Source organism: Micromonospora sp. LZ34 (genome assembly GCF_052981855.1).
In genome coordinates, this window is record NZ_JBRIQN010000058.1 from 1 (window position 1) to 22,210 (window position 22,210).

The following is a 22,210-nucleotide window of genomic DNA, read 5'->3' on the forward strand; positions in this document are numbered from 1 at the left end:
ACCAGGCCACCGCCTGGTCACACCGCACCGCCCTACCCACTGCTGCTTGACACCTCAGCTCCTGGGGTGTCTGACCCCCCACGCCCCACCCTGCCCGCGCACTTACGGAGAAAGAGTGGCCTCGGCGCTACGAATAGCCACTCTTTCAGTGAAGGTGCGAGCACGTTCGTAATGTGGGGTGCGGGTCAGGCGGCGATCGGCTCGCGGGGGGTGGGCGGCGCGGGCTGGGTCTTGAGCTTCTGCGCGTAGATGTCGACGTACTCGCGGCCGGAGAGTTCCATCAGCTCGTACATGATCTCGTCGGTGACCGCGCGCTCGACGAACCGGTCGCCGGACAGGCCCCGGTAGCGGCTGAAGTCCAGCGGCGCGCCGAACCGGATCCGCACCCGCTTGAGCTTCGGGATGAGCTTGCCGGGCGGCTGGATCTCGTCGAGGTTGAGCATCACCACCGGGACCACCGGCGCACCGCTTTCCAGGGCGAGCCGGGCCACCCCGGTCTTGCCGCGGTAGAGCCGGCCGTCCGGCGAGCGGGTGCCCTCCGGGTAGATGCCGGCGATGCCGCCGGCCCGGAGCACCTGCAACTGGGTGTCCAGCGCGGCCCGGGCGGCGCGGCCGCCGGAGCGGTCCACCGGGATCGTGCCGGTGCCGACGAAGAACATCTTGGTCAGCCAGCCCTTGATCCCCTTGCCGGTGAAGTACTCGGCCTTCGCGACGAAGGTGACCTTCCGCGGGGTGATCAGCGGGGTGAAGATCGAGTCGGAGAACGAGAGGTGGTTGCTAGCCAGGATGACCGGGCCGGTGGCCGGTACGTGGTGCAGGCCCTCCACCTGCGGGCGGAAGATCAGCTTCAGCAGCGGCCCGAGGAGGACGTACTTCAACAGCCAGTACAGCACCGGCGTCCTTTCCCATGTGTGCCCGGGGCAGCACCCGTCCCGGGAGCGCTGCCGTCGCGGACGAGCCTACGGAGCGCGAGCCGTGCGCCACAACGGACGACCGATCAGCTTCCGTCACACGACGGGCGCCCGCCGCCTCCGGTCGCGCCGGCGTCGCAGCAGCGCCCACAGTTCCGCCACGATCAGCCAGAGCAGCACGAGCGTGGCCGGTACCACCACCCAGGCACGCCACCCGCCCTGCCGCACCAGCTCCGGGCCGCGCACGCCGGTGCAGATCAGCGCGACGGCCAGCACCGGCAGTCTCGTGGCCGCACGCCGAGCCGTCATCGCCACGCCCCTCCCGCCGCGACCGACGCGGGCCGCCCCCAGCACAGTGCGCTGACCGTCGCCAGCAGGGTAGCGAGTACGAGGTCGGGTGTCCGGCGAGCCCGGGCCGCGGGTCGGACCACATCGGACAGCCGGATCACCCCGGCCGGGCGGGTGGACCCGGGCGCCGCCGGGCCACGTGCCGGGCGACGTGCCCCAGGGTCGCCGGCTGCCCGTGCAGCGCCGCGTTGATCGCGCCGAAGGCCACCCCCGGCGCCCGCTGCGCCCGGTCGAGATCGCCGGCCACCCGGGCGATGACGGCCAGCCGGCAGCGCAGGTCGAACAGCTCCCGCCGCGAGCCCAGCAGCGCGCTCTCCAGCCCCTTGACCCGCTCCCGCAACCACGCCAACTCCACCGCCTCGTCCACCTGCCGCTCCCTCCGTCCGCTGTCGCGGGCAGACCCTCCGGGTCCGGAAGACCGCTCCCCGACCACCTTCCGTCCCAAGCCGACCCCTGTCAAGTCGGAGACCTCTGATCGGGGATCCCCGAACGGGGAGATATGAACGTGCCTACCTTCCAGGCATGGGAGACCGCGGGCCGGGCGAGCTGATGGGGCCATACGAGATAGCCCAGCGGTTGAACGTGTCCCGCAGCCGGTTCCAGCAGATCGCGATGCGGCCGAGCTTCCCGAAGCCGTACCAGGAGCTGCGGGGGATGAAGGTCTGGCTGCGCGTCGACGTGGAGGCGTGGATTGCCGAGCACCGGCCGCCGCGGGTGACCGACGGCGACGAGCAGGAGTGACGCCCGACTCGGCGTAGGCACCACCGGCGGTCCGCCGGGCGGCTCGCGGGCCGTCCGCGCGCTGATCTGGCGCGCCCCTAGCAAGAACAGACATACAGCCCGGTCCGCGACCAGCGGCCGGGCCGCTGACTTTGGAAGACGCGACACAACGCACTCCCGGAACCGGGTCCCGACGTGTCACGATTCAAAGCACGGCGTACGGGTGGCGCCGCCAGGGGGCTTGGGAGCGGCCGCGCCGCGAGGCGCGATGAGGAGGACTGTCCGGTGTCAGCGGGTGGGGCCCGCCGGGGACGGCGGGACAACGGGCTCGACGCGAGCGAGTACGCCGTCGCCGGCGACGTGGATCCGCGCGTCGGCGAGCACCTGCTCGACGTCCTGGCGGCCGGCGGGATCGCCGCCTACCTGCAACCCTCCGCCGACCTGAACCCGGTCACCCGCACCACCACGGTCCCGTCCCGCCCGGTCGACCGGCTCTACGTCGACCGGTCGCACCTGACCACCGCCCGCGACTACCTCACCCAGCTCGCCGACGAGGCCCCCACCGAGCGGCCGCACGACGACGAGCCCGACATCGACGCCGAGTGGGCCCGGATCGTCGCTGGGTTCCACGCCACCCCCACCACCGGCGACAACCCGTGGCCGGCCGCGGAGGACGTGGACCCGGACGAGCCGACCGGCGGCGTCAGCCGCGCCGCGACGGACGAGCCGGCCGGGCCGACCGCCACCGACGTGCGCCGGCTGCCCTACGCGGCCGACATCTCCGGGATCTCGGTGGGGCGCGGCCGACAGGACGAGCCGTCGCTGCTGGACGGGCTGGACACCTTCGGCGCCGACCTGCCCGACGACGAGGACGAGAACGAGCGCTACACCCCGCCACCGCCCCCGCCGCTGCCCCGCATCTCCAAGTACGCGGCGGCCGGCGTGCTGGCGATCGTCGTCGGCTTCGCGCTCTTCCTCTTTCCCGACCTGCTCCCGGTGGACCGGGCGGTGGTCACCCTGTTCGGGTTCACCGGCATCCTCGCCGGCTTCGTCACGCTGATCTGGCGGCTGCGCCCCGGCGACTCCGACGACCACGACCCAGACGACGGCGCCGTCGTCTGACGCCCACTCCCACCCGCCACCGGCGCCACCCTGACCCGACCCGCGCCCTGGTCCGGCCCACCCGACATGCGGCCATGCGCGTCCTCGGGCGGGTGTGTCGTCTCCGATCGGCCCGTTGCCCCACGAGGGTGATACAGCGTCATCAATATGACGCTGAGGTATCACCCCTCGTTCTCGGTCGGCTCGCCCTGCCGAGACATCAACCGGCCTCAACCGACCAACGGCGCCGGCCGGGCCCGGCACCTCCCGCCCGGATGCCGGGACGGCGGCCGGCCGACGCCTCAGGCGTAACAGTGGTGTAACTTACTGTCAGTAGGAATACCGCTGTCCGTCACTTCCTTCGCTGACTGCCCGGTTGTTCCTCCTACGGGGCGGTCACACCCCTGGTGATCGGAATGCCCGAGATGCGACATAGTTCCCTCGTAGTGGTGGCCAACCGTCTGCCAATCGACGACAGTGTGGCCCCGGACGGGGCCTGCGAGTGGCGCCGCAGCCCCGGGGGCCTGGTCAGCGCGCTGCATCCGCTGCTGCGGGCCGCCCCGGCGGTCTGGGTCGGCTGGGCCGGCGGCACCGGGCCGGCACCCGCCCTGCCCGACGTGGACGGCGTCCGGATGCACACCGTGGCGCTCACCCCGGACGACCTGCGCGACCACTATGAGGGCTTCGCCAACGCCACGCTCTGGCCGCTCTACCACGACGCCGTCGAGCAACCCGTGCACCACCGTCGCTGGTGGGAGGCGTACCAGCGGGTCAACCAGCGGTTCGCCGAGGCCACCGCCGAGGTCGCCGAGCCGGGTGCGGTGGTCTGGGTGCAGGACTACCACCTGCAACTGGTGCCCGGCCTGCTCCGGACGCTCCGGCCGGACCTGCGCATCGGTTTCTTCCTGCACGTGCCGTTCCCGCCACCGGAGTTGTTCATGCAGCTCCCCCGCCGGGCCGAACTGCTGCGCGGCATGCTCGGCGCCGACCTGGTGGGCTTCCAGCGGGCACAGGCCGCGCACAACTTCGCCCAACTGGCGGTGAAGGTGCTCCAACTGCCGGCCACCGACCGGCGGATCGCCGTCGACGACCGGGTGGTCCGGATCGGCGCCTTCCCGGTCTCCATCGACACCGCCGAGATGGCCGCCCTCGCCGCCCGCCCCGACGTGGCCGCCCGCGCCGAGCGGGTGCGCCACGACCTCGGCAGCCCCGACAAGGTGATCCTCAGCGTCGACCGGATGGACTACACCAAGGGCATCGAGCAGCGGCTCAAGGCGTACAGCGAGCTGATCGCCGAAGGGCACGTCAAGGTGCCCGACACGGTGCTGATCCAGGTCGCCGTGCCCAGCCGGGAGCGGGTCGGGCAGTACCAGGACCTCCGCGAGCGGGTGGAACGCGAGGTCGGGCGGATCAACGGCGAGTTCGGCCGGGTCGGCGAGCCCGCCATCCACTACCTCACCCAGCCCTTCGACCGGGCCGAGCTGGCCGCTCTCTACCGGGTCGCCGACGTGATGGCGGTGACCCCGCTGCGCGACGGCATGAACCTGGTCGCCAAGGAGTACGTCGCGGCCCGGGTGGACGACGCCGGTGCGCTGCTGCTCAGCGAGTTCGCCGGCGCCGCCGCCGAACTGTCCCAGGCGTACCTGGTCAACCCGCACGACCTGGAGGGCCTCAAGCAGGGCCTGCTGGCGGCGCTGCGGGCCGACCCGGCCGACGTCCGTGAGCGGATGCGCGCCATGCGGGCGTACCTGCACCGGCACGACATCCGGGCCTGGGCGCGCTCCTACCTCGCCGCACTGGACGAGAGCGACTCGCTGCTCACCCGGCTCGGCGCCACCGCCTGACGCCGCCCGGGACCGCGCCCCGCGAACGACTCAGGGCCGGGGCGCGGGCGCCGGGTCCTTCGCCAGCCAGTCCAGGATCGCGTCGATCGGCTCCCGCCAGCGGGCGTCGAGCATCATGTCGTGGCCCATCCCGGGGAAGAGCAGCGGCGCCGAGCCGTACCGCCGGGCGGCCCGGGTCAGCGCGGCCGCCGGGACGATCCGGTCGTCCGGGCTGCCCAGCACCAGCACCGGCGGCCGGCCCACCGCCGGCTCCGGGTCGGCGTGGGTGAGCAGCTGCCACTGGGCGCGCCGGCCGGCCCGGCCCAGCCGGGCCAGGTAGCCCCGGGCCTCCGCGTCGGGCAGCTCCCGGCTGAACAGCTGGCGGCGGCTCAACCGCAGCCGGCCGCCGACGAGCGCCGGCAGCGTACCGGCCGGATTGCGGCGCAGCGCGGCGCCGAGCGGCGCCCAGCCGCCGAGCACCGGCGCGACCAGCACCGCGGCCCGGGCCGGGTAGCGCGCCAGGGCGTGCGCGACCACCAGCGCCCCGGCTCCGTGCCCGACCAGCACCGTCTGCCGCGGCAGCCCGGCCGCCACCTGCACCACGTCATGGGTGTACGCGCGCAGCGTCGCCTCCGGCGCCGGCCCGCTGCCGCCGTGCCCGCGCAGGCTGAGCGCGTACGCCGGGAAACCGCGCCCGGCGGCGTGCACCAGCCAGTGCTCGGCGAACGCCCACGCGCCGTGCCCGAAGCCCGGCACGAACAGCAGCGGCGGCCGCCCCTCCTCCAGCTCGGGCGTCGCCGCGAGCACCTCGCGGCGGACCGGGCGGACCGGGCGGGCCCACTCCCGCCCCCGCATGACCCGCACCCGCTCGCCGCGCTCGCTCACTTGTCCTCCAGGTCGTGCAGCGCGCGCTGGACGGCGCGCAGGTAGTCGGCGTGGCCGACCTCGAACCAGTGCCGGGTGCTGTCCTTGACCGGCCCGGAGTAGCGCTCCCCCGCCCGCGCCTGCACGGTGGCGGCGAACGCCGCCGCCCGGTCCGGCCGGGTCTGCCGCAGCCGCAGCAGCCGGGCGAAGAGCACCATCTGCCAGTGCGACAGCGGGAAGAGGCCGGAGTCCGGCTGGAGCAGGCCGGCCACCGCGAGGGTGGGATGGCCGGGGACGAGCGCGTGCAGCCAGAGCGTGGGGCGGCCCGTCCCGCCGTCGTCGCCGAGCACCTTCGGGTCGAGGAACTCGAAGCGCGGCAGGTAGCCGGTGGCGAAGACGACCAGCTCCGGGTCGATCCGGCGGCCGTCGGTCAGCTCCACCCCGTACGCGTCGAAGCGGGCGACGTCCGGCACCGGGGTGATCTCGCCGTGGCCGACGTAGTAGACGAGCTGGCTGTTGGCGATCGGGTGCGTCTCGTAGACCCGGTGGTCGGGCCGGGGCAGGCCGAACCGGGTCAGGTCGCCGACGGTCAGCCGCAGGGTGGTGTGGTAGAGCCACTGGCGGATCCGCCGGGGCACCCGCAGCGCGAGCAGCGTGTCGTTGACCTGGTCGGCCGGGCGGCCGAGGACGTACTTCGGCGCGTACCAGTAGCCCCGGCGGGTGGAGTGCCAGCAGCTCGCCGCCTGCTGGGCGGCCTCCACGGCGATGTCGCAGCCGGTGTTGCCGGCGCCGACCACCAGCACCCGCTTGCCGCGCAGCTGCGCCGGGTCCTTGTACGACGAGGCGTGCAGGACCTCGCCGCGGAACTGCTCCAGCCCTTCGTAGCGGGGCAGCTTCGGCGACCAGTTGTGCCCGTTGGCCACCACCACCGCCGCGTAGCGGGAGGTGCGCTCCGGGCCGTAGCCGCCGGTGCTGCGGGTGGTCACGTCCCAGCGGTCGCCTTCGACCGGCTCGACCCGGACCACCTCGGTGCCGAACCAGATGTGCGAGCGCAGGTCGAAGTGGTCGGCGTAGCGCTCGAAGTAGGCCAGCAGCTGGCTGTGGTGCGGGTAGTCCGGCCAGTCGTCCGGCATCGGGAAGTCGGGGAACTGGGTGAACGGGCGCGAGGAGATCAGGTGCGTGCTGGCGTACACCGGGCTGCGGTCGTGCCGCCAGTTCCACGCGCCGCCGACGCCGGTCTCCCGCTCGTAGCAGTCGACCCCGAAGCCGTGCTCCTTGAGGTTCTTGATGGCGGTGAGGCCGCTGGCCCCGGCGCCGATGACGCAGACCGTGTCGCCGCGGTCGGAGACCGGGCGGCCGTCGCGGGTCAGGGCGAGCGTGGTCGCCTCCGGGTCGGGCCGGCCGTGGTCGGTGGAGGTGGGCACCGGGGGAATCTCCTTTTGTGCGGCACGAGTGCCGGGTCGCCGCGAAATCCTCTCCACATCAGAGCCGGTTGTCCAGCCCCGGCGCGGGCCCGGTCGGCTCAGCCGGCGGGCAGCAGCAGGTCGACCAGGACCGGGAAGTGGTCGCTGGCCCGGCGGGTCTGCGGGGTGTCCACCACGTCGTAGTCGACCACGGTGATCCGCGGGTCGACGAAGAGGGCGTCGATCCGTCGGCGCGGGTTCGCGCAGGAGTAGGTGAGCCGGTCGGCGCGGTCCATCGCCACGGCGGCGTCGGTCAGCCCCCGCGCGACGGTGGCCCAGGCCGGGCCGTCCGGCCCCTCGTTCAGGTCCGCCGCGGCGATCACCGGCGGGGCGGCCGCGTCCAGCTCGCGCTTGAGGAGCGCGGCCTGCCCGGGCCGCTCCGCGGGATCGGTGGACAGGTGCGACCCGGCCAGGGTGAACGGGGCCGCGCCGGCGACGACGCATTCGGCGTACGCGGCGCCGCGCAGGTGCCGCCCGGGGGTGAGCGGGAAGCGCTGGCACCGGGTGGCCGTCACCCGCACCCGCAGGCTGGTCAGCAGCAGGTTGCCCAGCGCGGGCAGCCCACCGGCGGCCACCACCAGGCCGAACGACTCGGCGAGCGCGGCGGACTTCTGCCGCCAGCGGAACCGGCGCGGCCCCTCCTGCACGACCACCACGTCCGGGGCGGCGGCGCGGACCACCGCGGCCAGCGCGGCGGTGTCGTCGCGCTGGCTGTGGATGTTGTACGACACGACGCGCAGCGGCACTCCCCGGTCCAGCGTCACCGGCGCCGCCTCAGAGCCGGCGGGCCAGGTCGGCCGCGCCGATCACGCCGGCGCTGTTGCCCAGTTCGGCGGGGCGGATCTCGGCCACCGGCAACCGGCTGCGCTGGGCGAGCGCCTCGGTGAAGGACCGCCGGGTCGGGCCGAGCAGCAGGTCGCCGGCCTCGATCACGCCGCCGCCGACCACCAGCACCTGCGGGTCGAGGATCTGCGCCATGTCCGCGAGGCTGGTGCCGAGCCACCGGCCGACCTGCGCGAACGCCTCGGTGGAGACCGGGTCGCCGCCCTGCGCGGCGGCGGTGACCATCAGGCCGCTGATCGCCTCCGACTCCCCGCCGGCCAGCTCCAGCAGCGCGGTGGCGCGGTGCGGTTCCTGCCGGGCGGCGGCGCGGGCGAACCGCACCAGGGCGCTGCCGCTGGCGTACTGCTCGATGCAGCCGAGCCGGCCGCAGCCGCACTGGTGCCCGTCCGGCACGGTGAGCATGTGGCCCAGTTCGGCGGCGATGCCGTTGGCGCCGCGCAGCAGTTCCCCACCGAGCACGATGCCGCCGCCGACCCCGGTGCCGATGGTGAACATGACCATCGAGTCGTCGGCGTGGCGGGCGGCGCCGTAGCGGAACTCCGCCCAGGCGGCCACGTTGGCGTCGTTCTCCACGATCACCGGCAGGCCGGTGGCGGCGCTGACGTAGTCGCGCAGCGGCTCGTCCCGCCAGGCCAGGTTGGGCGCGAAGAGGACGGTGGAGCGGCTGGCGTCGATCCAGCCGGCCGCGCCGATGCCGACCGCGTGGACCGTCCGGCCGGTGGCCAGCTCGGCGACCAGCTCGATGATGACGTCCCGGGTCTTGCCGACGTCGTCGGCGGGAGTGTCCCGTCGGGCCTGCACGAGCACCGTGCCGGTGTCGTCCACGACGCCGGCGGCCACCTTCGTGCCACCCACGTCGACTCCGATGGTCAGCGTCACCGCTGCCACTCCCCTCTGCTGTGCCGCCCGCACCGGCGCGGCCGGTGGGTGCCGAGATGGTCTGGTCAGGCCCCGTCGCCCGGTGCGTCCGCGGCCGCGTCGCCGGGCACCCGCGAGGCGGGCACCACGGGACGGTCGGCCGCCGCCCGGACGGTGCCCGGCGCGGCCGCCGCGGCGACGTCGACGGGCGGCACGGCGACGGCCGGAGCGGTCGCGTCCTCCGCCCGGGTCGCGGCGGACCAGACGTCGGGCTCCGGCGCCGGTTGGGAATCATGCCCGCTCCGGGTGGCCTCGCGCCACACTCGGTCGTCGTCGGCGCCCGCACCGGCGTCGCCCGGCGGTGTTTCCGCGGGCGGCGGGGACGCCGGCGGCGGCTCGGCCGGGGCGAACGCGCGCAGCAGGCTGGCCACCCCGGCGGCCAGGTCACCGGCGCCGGTGGCGAGCCGCTCGGCGAATTCCGGACTCGGGTCCCGCAGCGCGGCGACCGCCCGACAGATCGGGCAGACGCAGCATTCGGCCGTACCGGTGGCGAAACCGCCACCGGCGTGGCCGGTGGACGCGCCCGGCCCGCCACTGTGACCGAGGACACTCGACACGATCCCACCGAGCGGACCGAGCCCGCCGGCCGCCGAACCCGCCGCGGCCAGCCGCGCGGTGGCCAGCAGGGTGGCGACCAGCCGCTCCGCCTCTTCCCGGGCCGTACCCGGATCCGTTGCACCCACGCTGGGCTCCTCTACCGGGGCGGCCGGGCCGCCGTACCCGTCACTGCGCCGCACCGGCTGCTTCTACCCGGCGCTTCAGCTGCTTCAACGCGGTATCCATGATCATTTTTTCAGCCTTGCGGCGGAACATCCCGAGCATCCCGACGGAGAGCTCCACCTCCAGGGTGTAGGTCACCGTGGTGCTGCCGTCCGGGTTGCCAACCAGGTCGTAGGAGCCGCGCTGGGTCTTCTGCATCTTCGACGGCGCCACCAGGTGCCACTCGATCCGGGAGAGGTCCTCGGCGTACTCGTAGGCGAGCACGTACTCGTCGGCCATCACGCCGGCGTCGATGGTGAACCGCACCTGGCTGGCGTAGCCGTCCTCGTACTCCTCGAGCACCTCCACCCGGCGCACCGCCTCGGTCCACTCCGGGTAGCTCGGGAAGTCGCTGATGACCGCGGCCACCCGGTCCGGTGACGCGCCGATGATGATCGACTGGGTGGAGGAGTCCGCCATGGGGGGAGGCTACCCGGCCACCGGGGCAACCTGCCTACGCCACCCACCTGACCGGGCGGGTAGGTTTCGACGGGAGCCGACCATCAGGTGGCGGCCGGCCCGGTCAGTGTGAGCACGAGGGAGTGCAGGTGCGCGAGTTCTCCGTCCCGCCGATCGTCACCGTCGGCGATGCGGCCAACCTCACCGACCCGGTCTGGGACAACGCCGAGGAGGCCCCGGACGCGGTGCAGTTCGTCCGGCGCGACCCGGCCACCGGCGGCGCGGCCTGGGTGGACGTCACCTGCCGGCAGTTCCGCGACGAGGTGGTCGCGGTGGCCCGCGGCCTGGTCGCGGCCGGGGTCCAGCCCGGCGCGCGGGTCGGCCTGATGAGCCGCACCCGCTACGAGTGGACCCTGATCGACTACGCCATCTGGGCCGCCGGCGGGGTCACCGTGCCGATCTACGAGACGTCCAGCGCCGAGCAGGCCGCCTGGATCCTGGCCGACTCCGGGGCGGTCGCCTGCGTGGTCGAGAGCAACGCGCACGCCACCCTGGTCGCCAGCGTCCGGGACCGGCTGCCCGAGCTGGGCCAGGTCTGGCAGATCGATCTCGGCGGGGTGGACGACCTGGTCGCGGCGGGCGCGTCGGTCGACCCGGCCGAGATCGAGCGGCGCCGCCGGGAGGTGCGCGCCGGCGACGTCGCCACCATCATCTACACCAGCGGCACCACCGGCCGCCCCAAGGGCTGCGTGCTCACCCACCGGAACATGTACGCGGACATCGCCAACGCGGTGCCGGTGCTGCCGAACCTGTTCAACCCCGGCGCCTCCACGCTGCTCTTCCTGCCGCTGGCGCACGCCTTCGCCCGGCTCATCCAGATCGGCGTGGTGCACGCCCGGGCCACCATGCGGCACTGCTCGGACACCAAGGCCCTGGTCGCCGAGCTGCAGGAGTTCCGGCCCACCTTCGTGCTGTCGGTGCCCCGGGTCTTCGAGAAGGTCTACAACGGCGCCAAGCAGAAGGCCGAGGCCGACGGCAAGGGCAAGATCTTCGCCCGCGCCGAGGCGGTCGCCATCGCGTACAGCGAGGCGCTGGAGACCCCGCGCGGGCCGGGCCTGGCGCTGCGCGCCCAGCACGCCCTCTTCGACAAGCTGGTCTACGGCAAGCTGCGCGCCGCGCTCGGCGGCCGGTGCCGGGACGCCATCTCCGGCGGCGCCCCGCTCGGCGCCCGGCTCGGGCACTTCTTCCGCGGCATCGGCGTGACCGTCCTGGAGGGCTACGGCCTCACCGAGACATCCCCGGCGGCCGCGGCGAACCTGCCCACCGGCACCCGGATCGGCACGGTCGGCCGGCCGCTGCCCGGGGTGACCATCCGGATCGACGACGACGGCGAGATCCTCATCGCCGGCGACCTGATCTTCCAGGGCTACTGGCGCAACGAGGCCGCCACCGCCGAGGCGCTCACCCCGGACGGCTGGTTCCGCACCGGCGACCTCGGTCAGCTCGACGACGAGGGCTTCCTGACCATCACCGGTCGCAAGAAGGAGATCATCGTGACCGCCGGCGGCAAGAACGTCGCCCCGGCGGTGCTGGAGGACCAGGTCCGGGCCCACCCGCTGGTCAGCCAGTGCGTGGTCGTCGGCGACCGGCAGCCGTTCATCGCGGCGCTGGTCACCATCGACGAGGAGGCGCTGCCGGGCTGGCTCGCCGGCGCCGGCCTGCCGGCGGACACCCCGGTCGAGCGGCTGCGCGAGCACGAGGGCATGCGGGCGGAGATCCAGCGCGCGGTCGACCTGGCCAACCTGGCCGTCTCCAAGGCCGAGGCGATCCGGGTGTTCCGGATCCTGCCCCGCGACTTCACCGAGGCGACCGGGGAACTCACCCCGTCGCTGAAGGTCAAGCGACAGGTCGTGCACAAGACGTACGCGGCGGAGATCGCCGAGATCTACCAAGGCTGACTACCATCCGTCACGTGTCCACCTCGACGCCCACCCGGCCGCACCCGCATCCCCTCGCCGCGGCTGCGCGCGTGGTCGTGCTGGCGCTGGTCGCCGTCCTGACCCTGCTCGCCACGCACGACGCCCGCCAGCTCTGGTGGATCGCGCTGCTGGCCGTCGCCGGGCTGCCCGCCCTGCTGGCGCCCGAGCACCGGCTGGTCGGCCCGCTCAGCCGGGTCGCCGAGGTGGTGGTGCTGGGGCTGGCCGCGAGCCAGGTCGGCGCGGTCGCCGAGATCGGCGGGGAGATCGGCGGGCTGGGCGCCTCCGCGGTGCTGCCCTACCTGGCGGTCCCGGTGACCGTCACCGCGCTGCGCCGCCGGTTCCGCGAGGGCGCCGTGCTGCTCGCGGTCGCCGCGGCCACCCTGCTGGTGGCCGGGGCGCTCACCGACGTCGACGGTCGACCGCAGCTCGCCCAGCTCGGCTACCTGGCGGTCTGCGCGCAGTGGCTGATCCTCGCCGCGCTCGGCCTCTACGCCGCCCGGACGCTGCACCGGGTGATGCAGGTCCGCAACGAGGGCAAGCCGCAGCCGTACGCGGAGGCGACCCGGCTGCTGACCCAGCTGCGCACGGTGGCCCGCCAGTTGCCCGGGGCGACCCTCGACCCGGGCGGCATCTCCGAGCACCTGCTGGAGGAGTTGCGCGCGGTCGCCCCGGCCGACCGGGCGGCAGTGCTCTCCGCCAGCGGCGGCGGGCGGCTGGTGGTCCTCGCGCAGGTGGGCGTGGACCGGGTGGACTGGGAGACCACGCTCGACGCCGACTCGGCGATCGCCGACGCGTGGGCCAGCCAGCAGCCGCAGACCGCGGCCCGCTCGCAGGCCCGCTCGCACCGCGGCGGCGAGGTGTCCGCGCTGATCGTGCCGCTGGTCGCCGGCGTGCGCACGGTGGGGCTGGTGGTGCTGGAGGCGGACGCGTCGCACGCGTACCCGGCCCCGGTGGTGTCCCGGGTGACCGCGGCGACCGGCCCGGCCGCGCTGCGGCTGGAGGCCGCGCTGCTCTTCGACGAGGTGCGTTCGCTGGCCACCAACGAGGAGCGCCAGCGGCTGGCCCGGGAGATCCACGACGGGGTGGCCCAGGAACTGGTGATGGTCGGCTACGGCATCGACAACGCGCTGGCCACCGTCTTCGACGACGCCGAGGAGACCGCCGAGGCGCTGCGCACGCTGCGCGGCGAGGTCACCCGGGTGATCACCGAGCTGCGGCTGAGCCTGTTCGAGCTGCGCAGCGAGGTGGACCGGCACGGCGGCCTGGCCGCCGCGATCGCCGAGTACGCCCGCACCGTGGGCGCCTCGGGCGGGCTGCGGGTGCACCTGTCGCTGGACGAGTCCACCGCGCGGCTGCCGGCCGCCACCGAGGCCGAGTTGCTGCGCATCGCCCAGGAGGCGGTGACCAACGCGCGCAAGCACGCCGGGGCGTCGAATCTCTGGGTCACCTGCGAGGTGGACCCCCCGTACGCGCAAATAGAAGTGTCGGATGACGGTCAGGGGATCGCTGACCAGCGCTCCGACGGGCACTACGGTCTTGCGATCATGGCCGAGAGGGCGGAACGTATCCGGGGCCGGTTGGAGATCAGGCCGCGGCAGCCGAGCGGCACGACCGTGGCGGTGGTGGTCGGTTCCTCGCCCCGGCGCGATAACGTGCGCGGTAGCGCAGCGGCAGCAGAAGGGGAGTAACCCGAGGATGACCACAAGTCCGACACCGGCCACCCGTACCAAGGTCCTCCTTGTGGACGATCACGATCTGATCCGGAAGGGCCTCCGGCACGCGTTCGAGCGTGACCGGCAGTTCGAGGTCGTCGGGGAGGCCGCCACGGCGGCGGAGGGGGTACGCCAGGCCGGTGCGCTGCAGCCGGACGTGGTGATCATGGACCTGCGCCTGCCCGACGGCAGCGGTCTGGAGGCCACCCGCGCGCTGCGCAAGTCCAGCGCCTCGATGGGCATCGTAGTGCTCACCATGTACGCCGGTGACGACCAGCTCTTCGGCGCCCTGGAGGCCGGCGCGAGCGCGTTCGTGCCGAAGACCGCCCCGGCCGACGAGGTCGTCGCCGCCGCCCGGCACGCCGCCTCCTCCCCCAGCGCCTTCACCGCCGCCGACCTGGCCGAGGCGATGAAGCGCCGGCTGGCGCCCTCCGGCCCGCAGCTCTCCCCCCGCGAGGGCCAGGTGCTGCGGCTGCTCGCCGACGGGATGAGCGTGGCCGGCATCGCCAAGCAGCTCTTCGTCAGCGAGTCCACCGCCAAGACCCACATCTCGAAGCTCTACGAGAAGCTGGGCGCGGCGAACCGGGCGCAGGCGCTGATGACCGCGCTGCGGCTGGGCCTGCTCGAGGCGCCGGACGCCCCGAAGTTCTGACGGCCCCGCCCGGGGTCCAGCCACGGACGACCGCACCGGTCCGCGTCCGCCCGCCGGCGGCCGCGGACCTTCGTCCATCGACCGGCGTGCGTGAGGTACGGACCGACGCGCTATGGTCTCCCGGGCGTGCGGCGGGCAGAATACCGGCGCGGGCGATGACGCCCGCACGGTGACGCGAGGGGTGAGGGCATGCAACGGCCGGACTGGGCACCCGAGACGATCGACATCGAACGCCCCAGCGTGGCCCGCATGTACGACTACTACCTCGGCGGCTCGCACAACTTCGCGGTGGACCGGGCGGCGGCCCAGGCGATGGTCGCCGCCGTGCCGGAGGCGCCGCTGATGGCCCAGGCCAACCGGGCGTTCCTGCGCCGGGCGGTGCAGTTCCTCACCGAGTCCGGGGTCCGGCAGTTCCTGGACATCGGCTCGGGCATCCCCACCGTCGGCAACGTGCACGAGATCGCCCAGCGGATCGCCCCGGAGTCGCGGGTGGTCTACGTCGACGTCGACCCGGTGGCGGTGGCGCACAGCCGGGAGATCCTCGCCGGCAACGACCGGGCCGCCGTGGTGCAGGAGGACCTGCGCCACCCCGAGCGGATCCTCGCCCACCCGGACGTGCGCGGGCTGCTCGACTTCACCGAGCCGGTCGCCGTGCTGGTCGTGGCGGTGCTGCACTTCGTCCCCGACGACGACCGTCCCGGCGAGCTGCTGCGTACGCTGGGCTCGGCGCTGGCGCCCGGGAGCTGGCTGGTGCTCTCCCAAGCCAGCGCGGACGGCCGCCGGGGCGACGAGCGTGCCGAGGCGGAACGGGTCTACCGCAACACCGACAACCCGCTCTGGATCCGCAGCCGGGCCGAGCTGACCGCGCTCTTCGACGGCTTCGAGCTGGTCGAGCCGGGCGTGGTCTGGGTGCCGCAGTGGCGCCCGGACTCGGCCGAGGCCGCCGAGGACGCCGAGCGGGCCGCCTTCATCGGCGGCGTCGGGCGACTCGGTGGGTGAGATGCCCGAGGCCACCGGTGTCCGGTCCCGGCCAGGCACCTTCGCCCGGGCCTGGGCCAAGGCCGTCTCGGGCACCAGCTACCTGCCGATGACCCAGGCCCAGCTGGAGGCGTTGCTGCAACGGCTCACCGAGCAGCTGGCCACGGCGCTGGTGGCCGAGCCGTTCGACCTGCGGGTCGGGCACCGGGTCGGCGCGGAGCTGGTGGCCGCGCACATCGCCTCCGCGGAGGGGCTGGGCCGGACCGTCGAGGTGGTCCAGCTCCGGCTGGTGCGCGACCTCGGCCTGGTCGCCGACGACGTCGAGGACCGGATGGCCCGGCTGCTGGCCGCCGTGGCCACCGGCTACGCCCGCGCGCTGCGCGACCGCACGCTCGACGAGCAGGAGTCGATCCGCCGGGCGGCGATGGCCGCCCGCGCCGAGGCGGAGCGGGCGCTGCGCGCCAGCGAGGCGCGCTTCCGCCACCAGGCCACCCACGACCCGCTGACCGATCTGCCCAACCGCACCCTGTTCACCGAGCGGCTGGCCGCGGCGATCAACTCGCCGGGTCGCGGCGCGGAGCGGATCGGCCTGTGCTTCCTCGACCTGGACCGGTTCAAGGTGGTCAACGACTCGCACGGGCACCAGGTCGGTGACGCCCTGCTGGTCACGGTGGCCGACCGGCTGCGCCGGGCGGTCGACGGGCATCTGCTGGCCCGCCTCGGCGGGGACGAGTTCGTGGTGCTGGTCGAGCGCTGCGGCGGCACCGACGACGTGGTCGCGGTCGCCGAGGCGGCGCTGGCCGCGGTGCGCCGGCCGGCCGTGGTGGACGGGCACGAGCTGACCGTCTCGGCGAGCATGGGCATCGTGGAACGCCAGGTCGCCGGCGCCACCCCCGGCGACCTGATGCGCGCCGCCGACAGCACGCTGCACTGGGCGAAGGCGTCCGGCGGGGCGCGCTGGACGCTCTACGACGCCGACCGCGACCGCCGCGAACTGGCTCGGCAGGCGCTCTCGGCGGCGATCCCGACCGCCCTGGAGCGGGGCGAGTTCTACCTCGACTACCAGCCGCTGACCTCGTTGCGCGACGGCCGCCTGCTCGGCGTGGAGGCGCTGGTGCGGTGGCGGCACCCCGAGCTGGGGGTACTGCGGCCGGACAGCTTCATCGGGCTGGCCGAGGAGACCGGGCTGATCGTCCCGCTCGGCGGGTGGGTGCTGGCCGAGGCCTGCCGGGAGGCGGAGAGCTGGGTGGGCTCCGGCCCGGTGCCGTACGTCAGCGTCAACATGGCGGTGCGGCAGGTGCACCGGCCCGGCCTGGTGCAGGAGGTACGCGGGCTGCTGCGCAACACCGGCCTGCCGCCGGAGCGGCTGCAGCTGGAGATCACCGAGAGCACCATGATGAGCACCGCCGAGGAGCCGGTGCGGGCGCTGCGGGTGCTGGCCGACCTCGGCGTGCGGATCGCCATCGACGACTTCGGCACCGGGTACTGCAACCTGGCGTACCTGCGCGACCTGCCGGTGACCGAGCTGAAGGTGGCCGGAGAGTTCGTGGCTGGGCTGCGCGCTCCCGCGGTCGAGCCGGCCGGCCGTACCGACGAGCGGATCCTCGCCTCGCTGGTGTCGCTGGCGCACGCCCTGGACCTGACCGTCACCGCCGAGGGGGTGGAGACGGCCGGGCAGGCCGAACGGCTGCGCGCGATCGGCTGCGACGCCGGCCAGGGCTGGCACTTCGGCCGTCCCGCGCCGGCGGAGCGGATCCTCGAACGGATCCGCTGACCGCCGCCCACCCGGCCGGGCGCGGGTGTCATCGTTGGACGCGGTCAGCCGGCGAGCAGGGCGGCCATCCGCTGGGCCTGGGTCTCCCAGCGCCACTCCCGCTCCACCCAGGCCCGGCCGGCCGCGCCGAACTGCCGGGCGAGGTCCCGGTCGGCGAGCAGCCGGGCGACCCGGTCGGCGAGCTGGGCGACGTCGCGCCCGCGTACCACGTAGCCGGTCTCTCCCTCGCGGACCGCGTCGGGCGCGCCGCCGGAGTCGCCGGCGACCACCGGCAGGCCGGTCGCGGACGCCTCCAGGTAGACGATGCCGAGGCCCTCGACGTCCAGGCCCCGGTTGCGGGTGCGGCAGGGCATGGCGTAGACGTCGCCGGCCGCGTAGTGCGCCGGCAGCTCGGCCGCCGGCACCGACCCGGTGAAGACCACGTCCCGCTCCACCCCGGTCTGCCGGGCCAGCTTCTGCAGCGCGGCCCGGTACGGCCCGCCGCCCACCACCAGCAGCGCCGCGTCGGGCACCCGCCGGCGGATCTCCGGCATCGCCCGGATCAGCATGTCCTGGCCCTTGCGCGGCACCAGCCGGGACACGCAGACCACCACCGGCCGATCGGCCAGCCCGAGCCGGAGCCGCACCGGTTCCCCGTCGACGGACGGGTGGTAGGCGTCGACGTCCACCCCCGGTGCGAGGCGGTGCAACTCGGTCACCCCGTGCAGCGCCCGCGCCAGCCGCACCCGGGTGTACTCCCCGAGGTAGGTGGTCACGTCGACACCCCGGCCGATGCGGCGCAGCGCGGCCCGGGCGGCGGGCAGCGCCGCCCAGCCGACCTCGTGACCGTGCGTCTGGGCGACCACCCGGCGGACGCCGGCCCGGCGGCGCAGGCCCGCGGCGAGCAGCCCGAGCGGGGCCGCAGCACCGAACCACACCGTGTCGCAGTCGTACGCGCGGGCCAGCCGGGCGGCCCGGCGCGCCACCAGCGGGGTGGGCAGCAACACCCGGGTGCGTTCCCGGATCACCTCGAAGGGCTGGTCGGCGTCGAACTTCGCGGCGTCCCGCCAGCTCGACGCGTACACCACCACCGAGCCGGCGGGCTGGCGCACCGCCAGGTTGTGCACGAAGGACTGGATCCCGCCGGGACGCGGCGGGAAGTCGTTCGTGATCAGCAGCGTCTGGCTCATCGGCCGGCCTCCCTGGCGTGGGCGCGGGCGGCGGCCATCCGCTCCACGGTGGACGGATGGGTGGCGGAGTAGAGGTACTCCAGCCGGGGCGGATCGGGGTCGGCGAGGTTGATCCCGGCGAGCCGGCGCTGCATCGCCTCGAACGCGGCCGGATCACCGGTCAGCGCCAGCGCGTGCGCGTCGGCGCGCGCCTCGACCCGCCGCGACATCATCGCCTGCACCGGCGCGGAGACCAGCCCGGCCACCGTGACCAGGGCGACCAGCAGCGGGAACGCGCGCGGCTGGGCCACCGAATCCACCCCGGCCAGCCGCAGCAGCGGCCCCCACGACCCGATCAGGTAGAGCGCGACCACCGCGGCGGCGGCGCCGAGCGCCCCGGTCAGCGTGCCGACCGCCACGTCCCGGTCCTTGGCGTGCCCCAGCTCGTGCGCCACCACGGCGGTCACCTCGGCCGGGGTTGCCTCCCGCAGCAAAGTGTCGTAGACCACCACCCGCCGGGTCGGGCCCAGCCCCGAGACGTACGCGTTGACCGCCCGGGTACGCCGGGACGCGTCGGCCACCAGCACGTCGCGCACCGGCACGCCGTCGCGGGCCGCCATCGTCATCAGTTCGGTGCGCAGCGGGCCCTGCTCCATCGGGGTGAACTTGTTGAACACCGGCTCGACCAGCACCGGCAGCACGAAGCTGAGCAGCACCACCAGGGTGGCCGCGCCGGCCGCGCCGAACGCCCACCACCAGCGCGGGGCGAGCCGGATGCCGGTGTAGAAGCCGAGCAGCGCGACCGCGCCGATGACCGCGCTGACCGCGTACGACTTGAGCAGGTCGACCGCCCAGCCGCTCCAGCCGTTGGTGGCGAGCCCGTAGCGGGTGAGCACGGCGTGCCGCCAGGCGGCGAACGGCAGGGTGACCAGGTCGGCGACGAGCACCACGGCCAGCCCGCCGAGGACGGCCTGGACGGCCCAGTGCCCGCCGAAGGGGCGCCCGGCCAGCTCGACCAGCCGGCTGCCCAGCGGGGTCAGCCCGAGCGCCAGCGCCACCAGCAGGCCGACGGCCAGCGCCGCCCAGCCGCCGGGGCGCAGCGCCGAGCGGAACTCCCGCCCCCGGGCCACCTGGTCGGCGGGAAGATCGCGCAGCGCGGCCAACTGGTCGGCCCGCGGCGCGGGCGGGCGTTGCCACGGGATCAGCACGGCGGCGGTCACCACCAGGGCCACGGTCAGGCCGACCAGGGTCAGCACCGCCCAGCCGCGCGGGGTCACCGCGGCTCTCCCGGCGCTACGCCGCCGCCGGCCAGGTGCGCCGCGGGCGACCGTCGGGGGCCCGGGACACTGCCGATCGCGACGGGGCTGCCGCCACCGCGCCGTACCCGGGTCATGCCGCCGCTCCCTCCCGCCGTGAGCGCCCATCCTATTGCCCGCGTGGGCGCCCGCCGCGCCGCGCCCGCCGCCGCCCCGGAAGCGGCACCGGCACCTTGGACCGACCCCGGTCCGCCCGCCACAGCGGACCGGGGTCCGGTCGGGTGACCTACCGGGTCTCCGCCGAGACGGGGTCGCGTTCGGCGGGTGGCGGTGCGGTGCCGTTGCGGGCGGAGTCGCCGTGCCCGGGCCACCAGGCGCGGTGGCCCAGCAGCGCGGTGATCGCCGGCACGAGCAGCATCGCCATGACGAAGGCGGAGATCGAGATGCCGATCGCCACGGCGAAGCCCATCTCGGTGAGGAACGCCACCCCGGCCAGCATCATCGAGGCGAAGGTGCCGGCGAGGATCAGACCCGCCGCACCGACGGACGGGCCGCCGTGCTCGACCGCCAGGTCCGCGGCCGTGCGCGGGTCGTTGCCCAGCCGTGCCTCTTCGCGGAGCCTGGCAATCATGAGGATGTTGTAGTCGGTCCCGATCGCCACCACGAACAGGTACAGGATGGTCGGCAACATGAACGACAGGCCCGGCCGGCCCGCGACACCCTGGAACGCGAAGACCGTGGCGCCCAGCGTGCTGAGGAAGCCGAGGAACACGGCCGCCATCAGGTAGATCGGGGCGACCAGGCTGCGCAGCAGCAGGGCCAGGATGATCGCGATGAGCACGCCGGCGACCGGGAAGATCAGCTTCAGGTCCCGGGTGTTGGCGTCGCGGACGTCGGCGAACAGGGAACTGATCCCGCCGACGTAGGCGGTGGTGCCGTCCGGGGCCCGCGCGTGCACCACGTCGCGCAGTTCGCCGCCGGCCAGGTCCAGCGACTGCGGCGCGTACGGGCTGCCGTCCATCAGCAGGTCGATCCGCGCGGCGCTGCCGTCCTGGCTGAGCCCGGCCAGGCTGCCGTCCTGGCCTGCCGGCATGATGCCGCCGATGCCCGGCGCGTCCTTCAGCGACGCGGCGTACGCGGCGAGCGCGGCCGGGTCGAGCCGCTGGCCGCTGTCGGAGCGGACGTAGACGGTCGTCGGGTTGAGCGCGCCCGCCGGGAATCCGGACTTGAGATCTTCGAAGCCGCGCGCCGACTCGGTGTCGGACGGCAGCTGGCCGGTCTGGTCGTAGTCCCACTTCATCCCGAGCACGCCGGCCGCCAGCGCCAGCATCACCCCGCCGGACACCAGCGCCACCACGGCCGGTCGCCGCCCGGTGAACCGGCCCAGCCGCTGGAACGCGGTGCCGCGCGGGGTGCGCTGCCACGACTTCGACGGCCAGAAGATCTTCGTGCCGAGCAGGGACACCACCGCCGGGACCAGGGTCAGCGCGCCGAGCGCCATGATCACGACGGCGATGGCCAGCGCCGGGCCGAGGCTGGTGAACGCGCCGAACGCCGCCAGCAGCAGGGCGCTGAACGCGATGACGATCGCCGCCGCGGCGGAGGCGATCACCTCGCCCACCCGGGCCACCGCCGCCACCAGCGCCTGCTTGGCGTCGTCGCCGGCGCGCAGCCGTTCCCGGTACCGGAACAGCAGGAACAGGATGTAGTCGGTGCCCACGCCGTACAGGACGATGGTGAGGATGATCTCGAGGGACTGGTCGACCCGCAGGTCGGCCGCCCGGGCCACCCACGAGATCAGGCCGGGGGCGATCGCGCTGACGATGCCGACCGTCACGATCGGCAGCAGCGCGGCCAGCGGGCTGCGGTAGATGACCAGCAGCAGCACGATGATCAGGACGATGGTGGCCAGGCCCACCACAACGAGTGCGGTGTCGAAGGCATCGGCGTTGTCGGCGTACATGGCGACATCGCCGGTGACCGCGTGGCCCAGACCGGTCCCGTTCAGCGTGGCTTTCGCCGCGTCGCGGATCTTGGGAATGGCGTTGAGCAGTTCCGGATCGTCGGGGGTGCCCTTCAGGCCGACGGTCACCAGGGCGACCTGCCGGTTCGGCGAGGGGGTGGGCGGCCCGGCGGTGCCGGTGACGTGCTCCGCGTCGACCGTGCCGACCGCCTCGGCCAACTTCCCCACCGTGGCGAGGTCGGCGTCGGCCAGCGGTTGCCCGTCGACGCGCTTGACGACGATCGTCGCGGTCGCGTCGTTGGAGGTGGGGAAGGACCGCTGCGCCACCTCCATGGCCTTGACCGACTCGTAGTCACGCGGCAGGAAGTCGGCCTGATCCTGGCTGGTCACGTCACTGAGCCCGGGGGCGAACACCACGATCGCCGCGGTGGCCACCAACCAGCTCAGGATCACTTTCCACGGGTTGTGGACGACGAAGCGTCCCAACCGTTCAAACATCAATCCCCCCTAAGTTCGCGCGGACGCGCAGCTTGCCGTGCGGGTCGAACGGGCAGCCCGCGGGACGCGCCGAGGACCGCTCCGTCGCGTCAGGACGCGGG

At 74.3% G+C, this 22,210-nt stretch carries 20 protein-coding genes; 8 read left to right on the top strand and 12 right to left on the bottom strand.

Translation table 11 applies throughout. The features are described from left to right. Positions 1-185 precede the first annotated feature (185 nt). From ACVCAH_RS33105 to ACVCAH_RS33115, 3 genes are all read right to left on the bottom strand, one after another. Complete coding sequence (locus ACVCAH_RS33105; RefSeq protein ID WP_447140178.1) at positions 186-893, bottom strand: lysophospholipid acyltransferase family protein; 708 nt, start codon at positions 891-893, stop codon at positions 186-188. Positions 894-1,007: 114 nt separating this feature from the next. Continuing rightward, the gene (locus ACVCAH_RS33110; protein ID WP_447140179.1) at positions 1,008-1,220 is read right to left on the bottom strand and encodes a hypothetical protein; all 213 of its coding nucleotides are present in this window, start codon (positions 1,218-1,220) and stop codon (positions 1,008-1,010) included. A 136-nt stretch (positions 1,221-1,356) separates the two neighbouring features. After that, positions 1,357-1,626 carry a hypothetical protein gene (locus ACVCAH_RS33115; protein ID WP_447140180.1) on the bottom strand — a complete coding sequence of 90 codons (270 nt, stop codon included), beginning with the start codon at positions 1,624-1,626 and terminating at the stop codon, positions 1,357-1,359. Between the two features lie 155 nt (positions 1,627-1,781). Here ACVCAH_RS33115 and ACVCAH_RS33120 point away from each other — a divergent pair, with 155 nt between their 5' ends. From ACVCAH_RS33120 to ACVCAH_RS33130, 3 genes are all read left to right on the top strand, one after another. Continuing rightward, positions 1,782-2,000, top strand: coding sequence for a helix-turn-helix transcriptional regulator (locus ACVCAH_RS33120; protein WP_447140181.1), 219 nt, complete (start codon positions 1,782-1,784; stop codon positions 1,998-2,000). Positions 2,001-2,264: 264 nt separating this feature from the next. Then, positions 2,265-3,101, top strand: coding sequence for a DUF308 domain-containing protein (locus ACVCAH_RS33125; RefSeq protein WP_447140182.1), 837 nt, complete (start codon positions 2,265-2,267; stop codon positions 3,099-3,101). A 404-nt stretch (positions 3,102-3,505) separates the two neighbouring features. Next, positions 3,506-4,924, top strand: a complete 1,419-nt coding sequence (locus ACVCAH_RS33130) for an alpha,alpha-trehalose-phosphate synthase (UDP-forming) (protein ID WP_447140183.1) — start codon at positions 3,506-3,508, stop codon at positions 4,922-4,924. Between the two features lie 30 nt (positions 4,925-4,954). Here ACVCAH_RS33130 and ACVCAH_RS33135 read toward each other — a convergent pair whose 3' ends face one another. The 6 genes from ACVCAH_RS33135 to ACVCAH_RS33160 form a co-directional block, all read right to left on the bottom strand. Continuing rightward, on the bottom strand, positions 4,955-5,758 hold the full coding sequence (locus tag ACVCAH_RS33135) for an alpha/beta hydrolase (RefSeq protein ID WP_447140204.1): 804 nt from the start codon (positions 5,756-5,758) through the stop codon (positions 4,955-4,957). Positions 5,759-5,784: 26 nt separating this feature from the next. Beyond that, complete coding sequence (locus tag ACVCAH_RS33140; RefSeq protein WP_447140184.1) at positions 5,785-7,191, bottom strand: flavin-containing monooxygenase; 1,407 nt, start codon at positions 7,189-7,191, stop codon at positions 5,785-5,787. A 98-nt stretch (positions 7,192-7,289) separates the two neighbouring features. Next, the gene (locus ACVCAH_RS33145) at positions 7,290-7,994 is read right to left on the bottom strand and encodes an endonuclease/exonuclease/phosphatase family protein (RefSeq protein WP_447140185.1); all 705 of its coding nucleotides are present in this window, start codon (positions 7,992-7,994) and stop codon (positions 7,290-7,292) included. A 10-nt stretch (positions 7,995-8,004) separates the two neighbouring features. After that, entirely contained in the window at positions 8,005-8,961 is a 957-nt protein-coding gene (locus tag ACVCAH_RS33150; protein WP_447140186.1) for an ROK family glucokinase, read from the bottom strand. 56 nt (positions 8,962-9,017) lie between these two features. Next, positions 9,018-9,674, bottom strand: coding sequence for a hypothetical protein (locus tag ACVCAH_RS33155; protein ID WP_447140187.1), 657 nt, complete (start codon positions 9,672-9,674; stop codon positions 9,018-9,020). A 40-nt stretch (positions 9,675-9,714) separates the two neighbouring features. Then, on the bottom strand, positions 9,715-10,170 hold the full coding sequence (locus ACVCAH_RS33160) for an SRPBCC family protein (protein ID WP_447140188.1): 456 nt from the start codon (positions 10,168-10,170) through the stop codon (positions 9,715-9,717). 128 nt (positions 10,171-10,298) lie between these two features. Between ACVCAH_RS33160 and ACVCAH_RS33165 the strand changes: the two genes are divergently transcribed. The 5 genes from ACVCAH_RS33165 (at position 10,299) to ACVCAH_RS33185 (ending at position 17,244) form a co-directional block, all read left to right on the top strand. Next, a complete protein-coding gene (locus ACVCAH_RS33165; RefSeq protein WP_447140189.1) occupies positions 10,299-12,107 on the top strand; it encodes an AMP-dependent synthetase/ligase in 1,809 nt (602 codons plus the stop codon). A gap of 71 nt (positions 12,108-12,178) precedes the next feature. Next, positions 12,179-13,816 (top strand): GAF domain-containing sensor histidine kinase, encoded by a 1,638-nt coding sequence (locus tag ACVCAH_RS33170; protein WP_447140205.1) that lies wholly within the window; start codon positions 12,179-12,181, stop codon positions 13,814-13,816. A 7-nt stretch (positions 13,817-13,823) separates the two neighbouring features. After that, positions 13,824-14,492 carry a response regulator transcription factor gene (locus ACVCAH_RS33175; RefSeq protein WP_007072219.1) on the top strand — a complete coding sequence of 223 codons (669 nt, stop codon included), beginning with the start codon at positions 13,824-13,826 and terminating at the stop codon, positions 14,490-14,492. 189 nt (positions 14,493-14,681) lie between these two features. Beyond that, complete coding sequence (locus ACVCAH_RS33180) at positions 14,682-15,491, top strand: SAM-dependent methyltransferase (RefSeq protein ID WP_447140190.1); 810 nt, start codon at positions 14,682-14,684, stop codon at positions 15,489-15,491. Position 15,492: 1 nt separating this feature from the next. Beyond that, positions 15,493-17,244: a putative bifunctional diguanylate cyclase/phosphodiesterase gene (locus ACVCAH_RS33185; protein ID WP_447140191.1), complete on the top strand. Its 1,752-nt coding sequence runs from the start codon at positions 15,493-15,495 to the stop codon at positions 17,242-17,244. A 44-nt stretch (positions 17,245-17,288) separates the two neighbouring features. Here the strand turns inward: ACVCAH_RS33185 and ACVCAH_RS33190 are convergent, their stop codons facing one another. The 3 genes from ACVCAH_RS33190 to ACVCAH_RS33200 form a co-directional block, all read right to left on the bottom strand. After that, complete coding sequence (locus tag ACVCAH_RS33190) at positions 17,289-18,413, bottom strand: glycosyltransferase family 4 protein (protein WP_447140192.1); 1,125 nt, start codon at positions 18,411-18,413, stop codon at positions 17,289-17,291. Continuing rightward, a complete protein-coding gene (locus ACVCAH_RS33195) occupies positions 18,410-19,669 on the bottom strand; it encodes a M48 family metallopeptidase (RefSeq protein ID WP_447140193.1) in 1,260 nt (419 codons plus the stop codon). Before ACVCAH_RS33195 ends, ACVCAH_RS33190 begins: the two co-directional genes overlap by 4 nt. A 265-nt stretch (positions 19,670-19,934) precedes the next feature. Beyond that, positions 19,935-22,109, bottom strand: coding sequence for an MMPL family transporter (locus tag ACVCAH_RS33200; RefSeq protein ID WP_447140194.1), 2,175 nt, complete (start codon positions 22,107-22,109; stop codon positions 19,935-19,937). Positions 22,110-22,210 lie beyond the last annotated feature (101 nt).